Source organism: Nonomuraea sp. NPDC050394, assembly GCF_044459065.1.
In the GTDB taxonomy this organism is placed as follows: domain Bacteria; phylum Actinomycetota; class Actinomycetes; order Streptosporangiales; family Streptosporangiaceae; genus Nonomuraea.
Genome location: NZ_JBITIO010000001.1, coordinates 1,217,503 through 1,231,714, shown reverse-complemented (window position 1 = coordinate 1,231,714; position 14,212 = coordinate 1,217,503). Strand labels below are relative to the sequence as shown.

Genomic DNA, 14,212 nt, shown 5'->3' with positions numbered 1-14,212 from the left:
AGTTGCGGAGATCGTATTCCTTCCCGGGGACTCAGACCAGGGATTCCTCCACGAACAGCCGTTCCAGGTCCAGCAGGTACGCCTCGATGGCCAGCGGCGACAGCAATCCCGTGTCGGCGTAGAGCGAGACCTCCATGCGGTCCGGCTCCCCGGCGACCCGCAGGTGGAAGTCGCAGATGTTGCGGTCCATGGCATCGGTCCAGGCCAGGTCGGTCTTGTCCATGGCCAGCCGGATCTGCCGGGCGTCCAGCTCGGGACCCTGGTCGCGCCGGCCCTGCCGCCGGTCGTCGAAGCGGCCGAACGTCCTGACCCGTCCGGCGAGTGCCTCTTCCATCGCACAAGGGTTGAACTCCGCCCGGCGATACGCCCGCGAGATCGCCTGCCGGCCCCGCGCCAGCAGTTCGCCGAAGTCGGGGGTGCCGAGGTCCAGGACGACCAGCCCTTCCTGGGCGATCGTGGACACCACGTCCCGCCGTCCGCCGCCGGAGCGGTTGTCGACGTTGACCCGCATGCCGCAGGTGCGCTGCCCGGTCAGCCGCCCCGCCAGGCTCACGGCCCCGGTCAGCAGCGCCGTCGAGGAGCTGACCCGTCGCCGCGCCGCCACCGTCCGCACCGCCGCGGCCAGCGCGGGCGAGGACATGGTCGCCTCCATGTACCGGGGCCGCTTGGGCGTGGCGGTCAGCTCGAACGGGTCGATGCGCGTGTACTGCTCCAGCCACCACGCGACCACCTCGTCCGAGTGCCCGCGCCCGTCGCCCGAGTTCTGCCACGCGGCCAGGTCCCGCGGCCGGTCGGCCTGGTGCGGCGGCAGCTCCCCGCGCCCGAGCAGCACGCGGAAGTCGCGCGCCACCAGGTCGGCGGCGGGCCCGTCCACGGCCAGGGGGCAGAGCACCAGCACGACCTGGCGCACGTACCCGTCGGCGACCAGGAACGCCACCCGCAGCGGCCACTCGTTCCAGTAGCCGAACGGCGCCGCCGACAACCGCTCCGACACCCGGTGCGGCCGCTCCCCCTCCACCACCTCGACCTGCGGCTCGGCGGACTCCGCGAGCGCCTGCCCGGGGGCCGCGCGCGGGCCGGTGAGCCGGGTGCGCAGCGCCTCGTGCCGGGTGATCAGCCGGTCGAGCGCGCGGTGCGCCTGCTCCGGGGTGACCGGGCGCTGGAGGACGAAGAGGCGGGCGAGGTTCAGGTACTGCTCCTGCGGCTCGGCCGCGACGACCGCGCGCCAGACGTCCTGCTGTCCCCAGGTGAGCGGCGCCTCCATCATGAACCGCTACCTAAGCATCGTCTTCCACGTCGATCTCGACGTAGTCGAATTCGTCGCCGACCGCGCGGCGGAGCTGGCGGTGGACCTTGTTCTGGTCGTCCTGCGGGCTCGGGACGTAGAACGGGCGTCCGTCGCGGCCGAACGTGATCGCCGAAGGGCCCTCCAGGTCACCCAGATGCCCCTTGACCTGCTCGAAGTCCTCGAAGGACGAGAAGCCCAGGCCGGTGGCGTACTCCTCGGAGCCGTAGACGATCTGCCTGGCCAGCTCGATCGGGGCCTCCTGGTAGCCGGAGTAGTCGCTGAAGAAGAAGTCGCGGAACTGGCGCATGCCGCGCTCGTCCATGACCTCGGGGCCGTGGGTGACCTTGACCCCCAGGCAGTACACATCGGCCAGGTACCCGCAGATCGACACCCGGTTGTAGCCGTGGCGGCGCGCGACCAGCACGCTGACCAGGCCGCCGGTGCCGGGCTCGCCCGCCGCCGCGTCCGTCCAGCCACGGTCGGGGGCGACCGACAGGCCGGTGCTCCAGCCCGCGCTCACCCAGCTTCCGACCAGCTCGGGCGTGGCACCGCCGGCGGCGCCTTCGGCGGCGATCTCCCGCACCAGTGGGGCGACGATGGACGGCTTGACGCCGAGCGCCCTGGCGATCTCCTTGGGCGACTGCCCGGTCGCCCGCAGCTCCCGGACCCGCTCCTTCAACTCTCCGCTCACGAGTCTTTACCCTATCCATAAGAGCGCCTTTTCCTTTACGGCCCAGCCGCCCCCACCCCACCCGCCGTACCTCGGCCGGCCCCCGTCCAGGAAACGGCCGTCCAGCTCACACCACCCCTCCGTAACGACCGTCCTCCTGGCCAGGCGCCACGGCGCGGAGCCCCGGCGCCACGAACCCAAGGTCCGAGGCGGCTTTGGCCCCAGCCGCCCGGGGCCGGGGTGAGGGTCAGGGGTGGGTGAAGTGGAGGGTGAGGGTGGATTCCCGGGCCTGGAGTTCGTACGGGGGGAGAACGCCGGGGCCGCAGGACGCGGAGCCGATGCCGTGGTGGGCCAGGTCCAGGTTGAGGTGGATGCGGTCTCCTGGGATCAGGTCGGGCAGGTGGCGGGCCGCCTCCAGGTCCGCTGTGGTCCAGCGGCGGGCGGTCAGGCCGTAGTGGCCCGCGATCCGCAGGCCCTTGCCTGTCTCGTCGGCCAGCGTGGCCCAGCGGACGCCGGCGCGGTGGCCGTTCTCCTGGGGAAACACGTACGGGGTCTGGAGGTCGTCCACGCTCGCCGACCAGCGGCCCACTCTGGCGGCCAAGCCCGTGTCGGGGTAGGCCTCGCCGGGGCCGCGGCCGTACCAGGTGACCTGGTCGTACGTGGCGGGGAGTGACATCGCCACGCCCAGGCGTGGGATCGGGTGCTTCCACTCGCCCTCCGGCACCACGTGGACCTCCAGCAGCACGCCGTCGTCCACGCCCGTCCACGTGTACGTGGTGCGCAGGCCCAGGTCGGAGGCGGCCGGGGCGACCCGGGTGACGACGGTCAGGCGGTCTCCGTCCCGGTCCACCGCGTCCACCCGGTGCGTCAGGCGGTGCAGGCCCATGGTGCGCCAGTGCCAGTCGAGGCCGCCGAAGCGCTCGTTGTCGATCGGCGCCCGCCACAGCTCCAGCCTCGGCCCCTCGACCTCGATGCCGAACAGCCGGACCAGCCGCCCGGTGCCCGGTGAGAACTCGGCCTCGGCCAGGCTCCCGGCAGACCTCGGAGAAGGGGCCGGGGCGGTCAGGCGTACCTGGCCCCAGGCGATCTCGTGGCCCGCCGGTGCCCACGGCTCGTCGGCGGCCAGCACGGCGCGGACCGTCAGCCAGGTCTCGTCCGAGGTGGCCGGAGCCGCGGGGAGCTTGACGACGCCGCCCTCCGCCGGGACTTCCAGGATCGTGGTCACGTCTTCTGCGGTCGCCTCGAAGCGCAGGTGGGTGAGGTCGCGGAAGCCGTACCGGTTCTCGATGGAGACCTCGCCCGCGGACGGGAAGGTGATGCGGACGGGCGAGAAGACCACCTTCAGGTCCAGCAGGCCGGGCGAGGGGGTGCGGTCGGGGAAGACGAGGCCGTCGATGACGAAGTTGGAGTCGTGGACGGGCTCGCCGTAGTCGCCGCCGTAGGCGTAGCCGAGCTTCTCGTGGCGCAGGCCGTGGTCGATCCATTCCCAGATGAAGCCGCCGGCCAGCCGGGGATGGGTGTCGTAGAGGTCCTGGTAGTCGAGCAGGGCGCCGGGGCCGTTGCCCATCGCGTGGGCGTACTCGCAGTGCACGAACGGCATGCGCCGCCGCCGGGCGTCGAGGGCGGGGTCGTCGAGGGGGGCTTCCGTGCCCTTGCCGATGGCCTCCACCTCGGCTACCGAGGCGTACATGAGGCTGTAGACGTCGGTGTCCGCGCACGTCACGTCGCCCTCGTAGTGGAGCGGGCGGGACGGGTCGCGCTGGCGGGCCCACTCGGCCATGAGGCCGAGGTTGCGGCCGGTGCCGGACTCGTTGCCGAGCGACCACATGATGATGGACGGGTGGTTCTTGTCGCGTTCGACCATGCGCCGCATGCGCTCGACGTAGGCCTCGGCCCAGGCGGGGTCGTCGCTGGGGTTGCGCCGCCAGCCGGCCTGGCCGAAGCCGTGCGTCTCCAGGTCGCACTCGTCGATCACCCACAGGCCGTACTCGTCGCAGAGGTCGAGGAAGGCGGGGTGGGGCGGGTAGTGGCTGGTCCTGACCGCGTTGACGTTGTGGCGCTTCATGAGGAGCACGTCCTCGCGCATGGTCTCGTACGGCACCGCCCGCCCGTGGTCGGGATGGAACTCGTGCCGGTTGACCCCGCGCAGCTTCAGCGGCACTCCGTTGGCCAGGAGCACGCCGTCCTCGATGGACACGGTCCTGAACCCGATCCGCAGCCGCACGGTCTCGGTGGGGCCCACGTGGACCGCGTCGTACAGGAAGGGGTTCTCGGCGCTCCACGGCGTGACGTCGAGCCGCGCCTCCACGCCGGGTTCGAGGCCGGTCAGGCCGAGCGCCGGGACGCTGAGCAGCCCGTCGCCCTCGAAGGAGAGCCGCCCGTCGTGCGTGGCGTGCACGAACAGGTCGGCGGTGGAGCGGGTGAGCGTCACGTCGCGGAAGATGCCGGGCAGCCACCACATGTCCTGGTCTTCCAGGTAGCTGGCGGTCGACCACTGGTGGACACGGACGGCCAGCACGTTGCGGCCGGGCACCAGCCAGGGTCCCGCGGTGAACTCGGCGGCCAGCCGGCTGCCGGTGGTGAACCCGAGTTCGTGCCCGTTCAGCCAGACCCTGGCGTGGGAGTCGACGCCGTCGAAGCGCAGCACCGCGTCGTCCCAGCCTTCCGGCACGTCGAAGACCCGCCGGTAGTCGCCGGTCGGGTTGTCGTCCGGGACGTTCGGCGGGTCGATCGGGAAGGGGTAGGAGACGTTGGTGTACGCGGGCGAGCCGTACCCGTGCAGCGGCCAGTGCGAGGGCACGGGCAGCCGATCCCACGCGGAGTCGTCGTAGCCGGGATGGACGAAGTCCAGGCTCGCGTGGGCGTCCGGGCTGAGCCGGAAGCTCCACGGGCCGTTGAGGTCGATGGCTGGGGCGTCGCCGGCCAGGGCCGCGCGGGGAGCGCGCAGCCCTGCGCTAGGTGCATGATCGAACACTCGGACATTCTTCCCAAAAAGCTCTAGACCCGCACTACCTCCCCCTTGATGTCCTGCGGGTTGCGGATGAGGTTGAGGATCGGGCAGACGCGTTCGACCTCGGCGTGGAGCCTGGCCAGGTCCTCGTCGGAGGCGGGCGACTCGATCTTCACGACGTAGCGGAAGTCCTGCGGGTAGACCGGGATGCCGGTGTTGCCCGGTGCCTGGGCTCGCGGGTCGTAGGTGGCGCTCACGTCCACGGACAGGGCGTCCAGCGGTACCTCCAGCTCGGCCGCCTTGATCAGGAAGATGTGCGTGACGCAACTGCCCAGCACTCCGGCCTGCAGCTCGGGCGAGCCGGGTCCGAGGTCGTATCCGGCGAAGTCGGCGGCGCTGTCGCTGAGGATCTGGTGCTCGCGGATGCGGATGCGGCGGACGCCGCTGCGTCCCTCGGCGGTGACGGTGGCGCGCAGCGGCACCGGTCCGTCCGACGGCTTGTCCCGGCGGGCCAGCAGCGCGGCGCGCTTCTGCTCCAGGTAGTCGCGCAACGTGCTCATGCCAGCGTCACCGGGCCCTCGGGCGTGCCCAGCACGGCGCGCAGCGCCACGGACTCACCGACGACGACCTCGGCCGTGGCGCCCAGCGCCTTCAGGTCGGCCGCCAGGGTGCCCGGCTCGGGGTGCGCGATCGTGAACGAGACCAGCTCAAGCTGCGGCAGCCCCGACGCCGACGGGTGCGCCGCGGCGCCCCAGTCGATGAGGAACGGCACCGGCCGCACTCCCGCCGGGTCGTCACGCCTGGTCAGCCGCCACTCCAGCAGCGTGCCGTCGGGCTTGCGGCGCGAAAGCGGCTGCACGTCACCGGGGTCGTAGCCGGCCTGGCGGGCCTGCCGTACCGTGGCGTCGATGTCGGCCGGACGCACCGCCCAGGCGGCGAGCGCCGGCGCGGTCAGCGACTCCAGCCCGAACGCGCGCGGCCGCGCGCCCGCGACCGACGGGTCCGGCCCGATGATCTCCAGGTACGCCCCTTCACCCAGGCCGACGAGGAAGTTGGCGGTGCCGCCGGGATGGGCGCCACCCTCCACGGGCGTCACGCCGGTCCGCCCGGCGAACGCGGCCACCCCCTCCAGAAGGTCGGGCACGGCGTAGACAAGATGGTCGAGAGTGCTCATTCGGGTTCTCCAAGGGACAGCATGAGCCGGTTGGCCCAGTTGAAAAATGCGGCGGAATGGATGACGTCACTGATGGCCAGATCGTCGAGCCCGGCCGCGCGCAGCGCCGCGAGGTGCCCGGCGTCCAGCGTGCCGGGCGTTTCCGCGAGCGCGGCGGAGGCGTCGATGACCGCCCGCCAGCGCCCGTCCTGGTGCGCCTCGACGCCCTCGTCCAGCAGCCGCTGCACGTCGGCGGTGCGCTTGGCGTAGTGGCTCGCGAAGCGGGCGTGCACCGAGGCGCAGAAGACGCAGCCGTTGCGGCGCGAGGTCGCGGTCGCGGCCAGCTCGCGCTCGGCGCGCGGCAGCCCGCCGTCGGCGTTGTAGAAGATGTCGTTGTCGGTCTTGGTGCGCGCGTGCAGCACGTGCGGATCGCGCGCCAGCAGCAGAAAGTACGGCGAAGCCGCCCGTGCCTTGTCGACCAGCGCCTCCCAGTGCTCGTCGGTGAGCTCCTCCTCGGCCAGCGGCGCGAGCCACGGCCGCCAGCCGATCCGGTCCTGGGTGAACTTCACGCGGCGGCTCCCAGCAGGCGCAGGCCCGCGATCACGCGGACCTGGTAGGTGAGGAAGGCGACGAGCTGCGAGAGCGTGACGATGCCGGTCGTGCTCCAGCCTGCGTCGAGGAGGTTCTGCAGGTGCTCCGCCTGGGCCTCCCGCGGCCGGAAGACCAGCAGGTGGGCGTGGTCGAAGGCGGCGGCCAGCCGGCCGTCGAGCTTGGAGCGGTGCACGGGCCCGACGGTGCTCTCCGCGGCCAGTTCCGGATCGCCGTAGGCGCCGTACGGGCCGGTGGTCCGGCCGGTGTCGATCTCCTGTTCGACCCGGGTGAGCAGGTCGGGGGCGAGTTCGCCCAGCCGTCCGGCGTAGAAGCCGGCGACGGCGTCGTCGCGGTGCAGCCCGGCGACGAACGCGGCCACGGCGTCGCGCTCGATGAGCGTGACGTGCTCCTCGGTCTCCGGGCAGAACAGCGCCTCGTAGCTGCGCTGGGCGTGCTCGCGGGCGTCGGGGCGGCGCTCGCGCAGGCGGTCCAGACGCGAGCCCGGCTGGATGCCGGCCAGCCGGTCGATCACGTCGGCGGTCATACCGTGCTCCCTTCCAGGGCGGGGGCGACTTCGGTCGCGAGCAGTTCGATGGAGCGCAGGACCTGCTCGTGGGGCGGGTCGATGGAGTGCACCTGGAAGACCAGGTCGGTGACCCGCTTGAGTGTCGGGTCGGCCTTGAGGCTGGCCACGACGTCCTCGGGGGTGCCGACGTGGGCGTCCCAGGCGGCGATGAGCTCGTCCACGCCGCCGCCGTCGGGCTGCGGCAGGCCCGGCCTGGCCAGCCCTTGGGCGGCCCAGTGCAGCGCCTCCTCGCGGGTGTCGGCGACGAACGCGGTGCGCGAGGCCATGATCCGCGGCGCCACTCCGGAGGGCAGGGCGGCGTAGTAGGCGTCCACGATCGGCTTCTGGATCTCCGCCAGTGACAGCTCGGGCCGCCCTTCCGGCCGCGGCTGCGTACGCGAGAGCATCAGCCCGTGCTCCGCCCGCCCCGCCCGTTCCCCGCCGCCGGGCGAGAACGTCGCCTCCCAGATCGCGTCCAGCAGTCTCGGCCCCGGCGGGTACAGCCGCTTCCCGCCGCCCAGATCGCCCCCGGACCAGGCGTTGACCAGGACGTCCAGGTGCTCGGCGTAGATCTCGTTACGCCGCGCCGGGTCCTTGCCGAACGCCTCGAACGCCGAGGGAGTGCCGCCGCCGGCGACGCCGACCTCCAGTCGCCCGCCCGACAGCAGGTCGAGCACGGCGGCGTCCTCGGCCACCCGCACCGGGTGTTCCAGCGGCAGCGTGATGATTCCGGTGCCGATCCTGATCCGTTCGGTCCGCGCCGCCACGTGCGAGAGGAACACCAGCGGCGCGGGCAGCCCGCCCTCCTCGCCGTCGAAGTGGTGCTGCGCGACCCAGGCGGTCTCGAAGCCGAGCCGCTCGGCGTGGACGATCTGCTCCAGCGCGAGCCGGTAGCGCTCGGCGGGCGGGACGTCGTCCAGGAGCCGGGTGAAGAAGCCGAGCCGGGTCATCGCACCGGCTCCGGCACGGCGGCGAGCAGCTCGCGGGTGTAGCCGTCCTGCGGGCTGTCGAAGATCTGTTGCGTCGTCCCTGATTCCACGATGCGTCCCTTGTTCATGACGGAAACGGTGTGAGAGATCTGGCGCACCACCGCGAGGTCGTGCGAGATGAACAGGTAGGTGAGGCCAAGGTCGCGCTGGAGTTCTTCCAGCAGGTCCAGGATCTGCGCCTGGACGGTCACGTCCAGCGCGGAGACCGCCTCGTCCAGGACCAGCACCCGGGGTTCCACGGCCAGCGCGCGGGCGATGGCCACCCGCTGCCGCTGTCCTCCGGACAGCTCCCGGGGCCTGCGCTCCAGCAGCGTCGCCGGCAGCGCCACCCGGTCGAGCAACTCCCCCACCCGGGTACGGCGGGCCGCCCGGTCACCGAGCCGGAAGTTGCGCAGTGGCTCCTCGACGATCCTGGCCACGCTGTGCCGGGGATCGAGCGAGCCGTAGGGGTTCTGGTAGACGAGCTGCACGCCACGCCGGAACTCGGTGACGCCGGGGATCTCCACGCTGCCCGAGGTGGCCTTCTCGAAGCGGGTGACGATGCGGGCGGTGGTGGTCTTGCCGGAGCCCGACTCCCCCACCAGCGCGTGCGTGCTGCCCGTGGCCACCTCGAAGGACACCCCGTCCACCGCGCGGAAGCCCCCGAACTCCTTCACCAGGTCCCGCACCACGATCGCCGACCCGGCCTGCGGCGGCGGGTCCTTGAAGGCGCGGGTGCTCAGCGCGGGGGCGTCCGCCAGCAGCCGCCTGGTGTAGGCGGCGGCCGGGGCGGCCAGCACCTCGCGGGTGCCGCCGCCCTCCTCCACGCGGCCGTCGCGCATCACGACGAGCCGGTCGGAACGGGCCGCGGCGATGCCCAGATCGTGGGTGACCAGCAGGACGGCGGTGCCGTACTCCTGCCTGAGGTCGTCGATGAGGTCGAGGATGCGGCGCTGCACGGTCACGTCCAGCGCGCTGGTCGGCTCGTCGGCGATGATCAGGCTGGGCCGCAGCGCGATGGCGGCGGCGATGAGCACGCGCTGGCGCATGCCGCCCGAAAGCTCGTGCGGGTACTGCCCGGCCCTTCTCACCGGGTCGTCGAGGCCGACGCGTTCCAGGAGCTCCAGGACCCGGCGCCGCCGTGCTGACCTGTCCCCATGCCTGTGGATGAGCAGGGTCTCGGCGATCTGGACGCCGATCTTCTTGACCGGGTTGAGGGAGTTCGACGGGTCCTGCGGGACCAATCCGATCTGGGCGCCGCGGATCGCCCGCAGGCGGCGCTGCGACCAGCGGGCGATGTCGGTGCCGTTGAGCAGGATCTCGCCGCCGTCGCCGGGGTGCAGGCCGATGATCGCGTTCGCCGTGGTGGTCTTGCCCGAGCCGGACTCACCCACCACCGCGACGAACTCGCCTTCCCCGACGCTCAGCGAGACGCCCTTGACCGCCTGGTGCCTTCCGTAGGAGACCGTCAGGTTCCTGACGTCGAGCAGGCTCATCGGATCTCCTTCGAGATGCGGCCGGCGGCCAGCACCACCGCGACCACGACGGCGCCGGGCAGCGTGGTCAGCCACCACGAGGTGGCCAGGTAGTTGCGGCCTTCGGAGATCAGCAGGCCCCACTCCGGCGTGGGCGGCTCGGCCCCGTACCCGAGGAAGCCGAGGGTGGAGATGGCCAGGATGGCCACGCCGAACTGCAGGGCGGCCAGCGCTACGACCGGGCCGAGCGAGTTGGGCAGCACGTGCCGCCACAGGACCGCGGCGAAGGTGCCGCCGCTGCCGAAGGCCGCTTCCACGTAGTCGCTGCGCCGTACCCGCACCACCTCGGCACGGGTGAGGCGGGCGAAGGCGGCGACCGAGCCGGCACCCACCGCGATCGCCACGTTCACCGTGCCGGGGCCGAGCAGGATGATCACGGTCAGCGCGAGCAGCAGGCCGGGCACCGAGAGCAGTACGTCCATGAGGCGCATGATGACCTCGTCGGCGGGCCCGCCCGCCGACCCCGCGAGCAGGCCGAGCAGCGTGCCGAGCACGAGTCCGACCCCGACCGCGACGAACGCGCCCGACAGCGAGTGCACGGAGCCGTGCACCACGCGGGCGAAGACGTCGCGGCCCACGGCGTCGGTGCCGAACCAATGTGCGGTGCCGGGCCCCTGCAGCTTCTCGGCGGGTACGCCGTTCAGCGGGTCGTAGCCGGTGAACAACCAGGGCACGACCGCCCAGAGCACCACCAGGGCCACCACGAGCCAGGACAGCCACCTCATCGCGCCAGCCTCGGGTCGAGCACCGGGAACACCAGGTCCACGAGCAAGTTGACCAGGACGAACACCGTCGCGGCCAGCACCACCACGGCCAGCAGCACCGGCGTGTCCTGGGCGTTGACCGCCTGCTCGGTGAGGCGGCCGACGCCGTTGCGGCCGAAGACCGTCTCGGTCACGACCGAACCGGCGATCAGCTCGCCGAACGTCAGACCGGCCACCGTCAGCGTGGGCGGCAGCGCGTTGCGTGCCACGTGCCGCCACAGGATCCATGAGCGCGAGGCGCCCTTGGCCGCCACCACCGGGACGAACGGCTGCGTGAAGACCTGGTCGAGGCTACGGGCCAGGACCTGCGCGATGGGGGCGGAGATCGGCACAGCCAGCGTCAGCACCGGCAGGATGAGCTGCTGGATCTCGCTGCCGCCGATCACCGGCACCAGCCCGAGCCGGAAGGAGAACACCTGGATCAGCAGGATGCCCAGCCAGAAGGCCGGCACCGAGATGAACAGCGAGGGCACCGCCAGCAGCACGCCGCGCAGCCGGGAGCTGTGGCTCGCGGCGAACGCGATGAGCACGGCCAGCAGCACCGCGAGCACGAACGCGGCCGTGGCCAGCTTGGCCGTCTCCGGCAGCCCCTCGGCCAGCCGTTCGAGCACCGGGGTGCCGGTGTCGACCGAGTAGCCGAAGTCGCCGCGCAGGAAGCCGAGGACGGTGTGCAGGTAGCCGCCGGCGTCGTAGTAGGCGCGGATCTCGGCGATCTGCTCGGGTGACAGGCCCAGCTCCGGGTTCTGGAACTTGATCAGGATGGAGTCGCCGGGCATGGCCTGGAGCAGGACGTACGCGGCGGTGAAGGCGGCCCAGAGCACCAGAAGGGCCTGACCCACCCTCTTAGCCAGATATTTCGTCATTTATTGAGCCAGACCGAGTAGAAGCTGGGCCGGGCCACCGCCTCGAAGGCCACCCCCTGGACGTACGGCGCCACGCCGTACACCTGAGGCTCCTCGAACAGCGGGATGGCGTAGCCCTGCTCGATCAGGTACCGCTGGATCTCGCCGACCTTGGCGTTGCGCCGCGTCACGTCGGCCAGCGCGGACTGCTCCTCCAGCAGCGCGTCGAGCTTCTTGTCCGCGGAAAGGATCACGTCGCGGTTCTCGCTGTGGAACTGGCTCTTGATCACGTCCTGGTCGGCGCGGCCGACCATGCTGTGGGAGACGGCGGTCTTCTCGGCGTCCTTGATGTCCACGGCCATCGTGCCGGCGTCGGCGGGGCGGATCTCCAGCTTGATCCCGAGCTTGGACCACTGCTGGGCGACCAGTTCCAGCGTCTGCTTCGACAGCGGCTGCGGCCCCGCGACGAAGACGCCGAGCTGGAGCTTGACGCCGTCCTTCTCCCGCGTGCCGTCGGCGCCGCGCGTCCAGCCCGCCTCGTCGAGCAGCTTGTTGGCCCCGTCGAGGTCGTAGGCCAGTTCCTTCGACAGGTCCACGTAGCCCTGGGCCAGGTGGCTGAGCACTGAGGTGGCCTGAGGGTAGTTCCCGGTGAAGAGCGTGTCCACGACCTCCTTGGCGTTCGTGCCCTTCTGCAGCGCCCTGCGGACCCTGACGTCCTTCAGGATGCTGTTGCCCGGCCGCAGGTAGAGGCCGTTGTTGACGCCGCGGGTCGGCTCGGCCTTGACGGTGAAGCCGGCCCCCTTGACCGTCTGCTCGTCGTAGGCCTGCACGTAGCGCACGTAGTCGGCCTGCCCCGAGGTCAGCGCGCCGACGCGCACGTTGTCCTCCGGAGTCACGATGATCTTGACGAGATCGAGGTACGCGCGGCCCTGGTGACCGGAGGACGGCGGCGCCCAGTCATAGTCCTTGCGGACCTGGAGGTCGATCTCCTTGTCCACGATCTGCCTGGCCAGCGTGAACGGCCCCGAGCCGATCACGTTCCCGATCTGGCACTGCTCCTCGTACGGCAGGCCGATCGTCTTCTTCGACACCAGCCCCGCGCCGATCACCGAGGTGCCCTGCAAGAAGCCGGGCGAGGGCTTGTCGAAGAAGAACTTCACCGTCTTCGGGTCGACGACCTCGGAGCGCTCATAGTTGTTGACGAACTCGGCCGGGGGCAGCTTCAGCTTCTCGTCGCCCTTGCCGTACACGTCGAAGTTGGCCGCGACCGCGGCGGCGTCGAGCGGGCTGCCGTCGCTGAAGGTCACGCCGTCGCGCAGGTGGAAGGTGTACTCGGTGGCGTCGTCGTTCACCTCCCACTTGGTGGCGATCCACGGCTCGATCTTCAGGGTCTCGGGGTTCTGCCAGGTCAGCTTGTCGGTGATCTGGTTGAGCACGCCGCCGTTCGGATAGAACCCGGCCGCCGGCAGATAGAGGCACGTGGGCGCCTGGTGTTCCAGGTAGGTGAGCGTGCCGCCGTACACGGGCCCGCCGTCCGCGGCTTTGGCTCCCGCGGCCGATCCGGTGCCGCCTCCACAGGAGCTCAGCAGCCCTACGACGGCGAGCATGGCGACGCTGAAGACCGCAGGTCTGGTTGAGGACATGGAACGACGACCCTTCACTTCCGGGGACTTACGCGACAAAACCCTAATACCTACCAGAAAAGTAGGCAAATATAGGGTCGTCGGTGTGCTGTCCGCGGCCTTCGTGCTCAACCCCCAGGTCTTCCCCGACGTCTACGCACCCGTCCTGGACCGCGTCCGCGCCCAGGCCGACATCGTGTACGGCCCCGCCGCCCACCCCGGCCCCACCCAGGCCGACGTGCTCTGCACCAGCTGGGGCGCCCCGGTCCTCGACCGGGCCCTGCTGGAGTCGATGCCCCGGCTCAAGCTCGTCCTGTACGCCGCCGGATCGGTCCGCGGGATCGTCACCCCGGAGTTCTGGGACCGCGGCATCCCCCTCGTCTCCGCCTACACCGCCAACGCCGTGCCCGTGGCCGACTTCACGTACGCGCAGATCGTCTACGCGCTGAAGGGCGGGTGGCGCTACGTCCTGAACGCCCGCGCCGCCAGGGCGCCGCTCCCCCGCACACCCCAGCCCGGCCTGTACGGCTCGCGCGTCGGCCTCGTCTCGCTGGGCGCGATCGGACGGCTGGTCGCGGACCGGCTGCGGGCGCTGCGCGTGGAAGTGGTGGCCTACGACCCGTCCGCCACCTGCGAGGGTGTGCGGATGGCTGGGCTGGAAGAGGTGTTCGCCACGAGCGACGTGGTCAGCGTGCACACGCCGCTGCTGCCGCAGACGCGCGGGCTGGTCGGCCGGTCGCTGCTGGCCTCCATGAAGCCGGGCGCGACGCTGCTCAACACCGCCAGGGGCGCCGTCATCGACGAGAGCGCGTTGCTTGAGGTGCTGGCCGGGCGGCCCGACCTGTTCGCCGTCCTGGACGTCACCGACCCCGAGCCGCCCGTGCCGGGATCGCCGCTGTTCACGCTGCCCAACGTCGTGGTGACCCCGCACATCGCGGGCAGCCTCGGGGCCGAGCGCGGGCTGCTGGGCGAACTGGTGGCGGCCGAACTGGAACGCTTCGCCACCGGCCTGCCGCTCCGGCACGCCCTGACCCGCGAAGCCGCGGCCCGCCTCGCCTGACCCACCTCAGACCGGAACCGCCACAGGAAGAACAGACCCCTGTCGCAGCGCCAAGAGAAGAGGCGCACACGCGAAGGGCGGCGTTACGGCGCGCAAAGAAGAGGCGGCACGCGCGAAAGGTCGTGCCACCGCGCGCAAAGAGGCGGCGGGTAGAACGCGCGGGTAGAACGCGCGGGAGGAAGGCGGGGGTCGAAGGCGGGGGTG

13 protein-coding genes are annotated in these 14,212 nt (G+C 71.6%); 1 reads left to right on the top strand and 12 read right to left on the bottom strand.

From position 1 onward, the window contains the following. Positions 1-31 precede the first annotated feature (31 nt). From ACIBKY_RS06070 to ACIBKY_RS06015, 12 genes are all read right to left on the bottom strand, one after another. The gene (locus ACIBKY_RS06070; protein WP_397094795.1) at positions 32-1,267 is read right to left on the bottom strand and encodes a hypothetical protein; all 1,236 of its coding nucleotides are present in this window, start codon (positions 1,265-1,267) and stop codon (positions 32-34) included. 10 nt (positions 1,268-1,277) lie between these two features. Beyond that, a complete protein-coding gene (locus ACIBKY_RS06065; RefSeq protein WP_397094794.1) occupies positions 1,278-1,979 on the bottom strand; it encodes a helix-turn-helix domain-containing protein in 702 nt (233 codons plus the stop codon). Positions 1,980-2,205: 226 nt separating this feature from the next. Next, positions 2,206-4,932, bottom strand: a complete 2,727-nt coding sequence (locus ACIBKY_RS06060; protein WP_397094792.1) for a glycoside hydrolase family 2 TIM barrel-domain containing protein — start codon at positions 4,930-4,932, stop codon at positions 2,206-2,208. 23 nt (positions 4,933-4,955) lie between these two features. Beyond that, on the bottom strand, positions 4,956-5,468 hold the full coding sequence (locus ACIBKY_RS06055; protein WP_397094791.1) for an OsmC family protein: 513 nt from the start codon (positions 5,466-5,468) through the stop codon (positions 4,956-4,958). Continuing rightward, positions 5,465-6,082 (bottom strand): VOC family protein, encoded by a 618-nt coding sequence (locus ACIBKY_RS06050; RefSeq protein ID WP_397094789.1) that lies wholly within the window; start codon positions 6,080-6,082, stop codon positions 5,465-5,467. Before ACIBKY_RS06050 ends, ACIBKY_RS06055 begins: the two co-directional genes overlap by 4 nt. Then, positions 6,079-6,630 carry an alkylhydroperoxidase domain protein gene (locus ACIBKY_RS06045; RefSeq protein WP_397094788.1) on the bottom strand — a complete coding sequence of 184 codons (552 nt, stop codon included), beginning with the start codon at positions 6,628-6,630 and terminating at the stop codon, positions 6,079-6,081. The genes ACIBKY_RS06050 and ACIBKY_RS06045 overlap by 4 nt, the downstream gene beginning before the upstream one ends. Beyond that, the gene (locus ACIBKY_RS06040; RefSeq protein ID WP_397094786.1) at positions 6,627-7,196 is read right to left on the bottom strand and encodes a CMD domain protein; all 570 of its coding nucleotides are present in this window, start codon (positions 7,194-7,196) and stop codon (positions 6,627-6,629) included. Before ACIBKY_RS06040 ends, ACIBKY_RS06045 begins: the two co-directional genes overlap by 4 nt. Then, positions 7,193-8,167 carry a putative FMN-dependent luciferase-like monooxygenase gene (locus ACIBKY_RS06035; protein ID WP_397094785.1) on the bottom strand — a complete coding sequence of 325 codons (975 nt, stop codon included), beginning with the start codon at positions 8,165-8,167 and terminating at the stop codon, positions 7,193-7,195. The genes ACIBKY_RS06040 and ACIBKY_RS06035 overlap by 4 nt, the downstream gene beginning before the upstream one ends. Next, positions 8,164-9,681 (bottom strand): dipeptide ABC transporter ATP-binding protein, encoded by a 1,518-nt coding sequence (locus ACIBKY_RS06030; RefSeq protein WP_397094783.1) that lies wholly within the window; start codon positions 9,679-9,681, stop codon positions 8,164-8,166. The genes ACIBKY_RS06035 and ACIBKY_RS06030 overlap by 4 nt, the downstream gene beginning before the upstream one ends. Continuing rightward, on the bottom strand, positions 9,678-10,445 hold the full coding sequence (locus tag ACIBKY_RS06025; protein WP_397094781.1) for an ABC transporter permease: 768 nt from the start codon (positions 10,443-10,445) through the stop codon (positions 9,678-9,680). Before ACIBKY_RS06025 ends, ACIBKY_RS06030 begins: the two co-directional genes overlap by 4 nt. Next, positions 10,442-11,323: an ABC transporter permease gene (locus ACIBKY_RS06020; RefSeq protein WP_397094780.1), complete on the bottom strand. Its 882-nt coding sequence runs from the start codon at positions 11,321-11,323 to the stop codon at positions 10,442-10,444. The genes ACIBKY_RS06025 and ACIBKY_RS06020 overlap by 4 nt, the downstream gene beginning before the upstream one ends. A 20-nt stretch (positions 11,324-11,343) precedes the next feature. Further along, entirely contained in the window at positions 11,344-12,969 is a 1,626-nt protein-coding gene (locus tag ACIBKY_RS06015) for a TIGR04028 family ABC transporter substrate-binding protein (RefSeq protein WP_397094778.1), read from the bottom strand. An 85-nt stretch (positions 12,970-13,054) separates the two neighbouring features. Here ACIBKY_RS06015 and ACIBKY_RS06010 point away from each other — a divergent pair, with 85 nt between their 5' ends. Beyond that, complete coding sequence (locus ACIBKY_RS06010; protein ID WP_397094777.1) at positions 13,055-14,008, top strand: hydroxyacid dehydrogenase; 954 nt, start codon at positions 13,055-13,057, stop codon at positions 14,006-14,008. The last annotated feature ends 204 nt before the right edge of the window (positions 14,009-14,212 follow it).

Coding starts and splice junctions, on each gene's coding strand:
- ACIBKY_RS06070 (WP_397094795.1), bottom strand. CDS start 1,267: ATGATGGAGGCGCCGCTCACCTGGGGACAGCAGGACGTCTGGCGCGCG.
- ACIBKY_RS06055 (WP_397094791.1), bottom strand. CDS start 5,468: ATGAGCACGTTGCGCGACTACCTGGAGCAGAAGCGCGCCGCGCTGCTG.
- ACIBKY_RS06050 (WP_397094789.1), bottom strand. CDS start 6,082: ATGAGCACTCTCGACCATCTTGTCTACGCCGTGCCCGACCTTCTGGAG.
- ACIBKY_RS06040 (WP_397094786.1), bottom strand. CDS start 7,196: ATGACCGCCGACGTGATCGACCGGCTGGCCGGCATCCAGCCGGGCTCG.
- ACIBKY_RS06035 (WP_397094785.1), bottom strand. CDS start 8,167: ATGACCCGGCTCGGCTTCTTCACCCGGCTCCTGGACGACGTCCCGCCC.
- ACIBKY_RS06030 (WP_397094783.1), bottom strand. CDS start 9,681: ATGAGCCTGCTCGACGTCAGGAACCTGACGGTCTCCTACGGAAGGCAC.
- ACIBKY_RS06025 (WP_397094781.1), bottom strand. CDS start 10,445: ATGAGGTGGCTGTCCTGGCTCGTGGTGGCCCTGGTGGTGCTCTGGGCG.
- ACIBKY_RS06015 (WP_397094778.1), bottom strand. CDS start 12,969: ATGTCCTCAACCAGACCTGCGGTCTTCAGCGTCGCCATGCTCGCCGTC.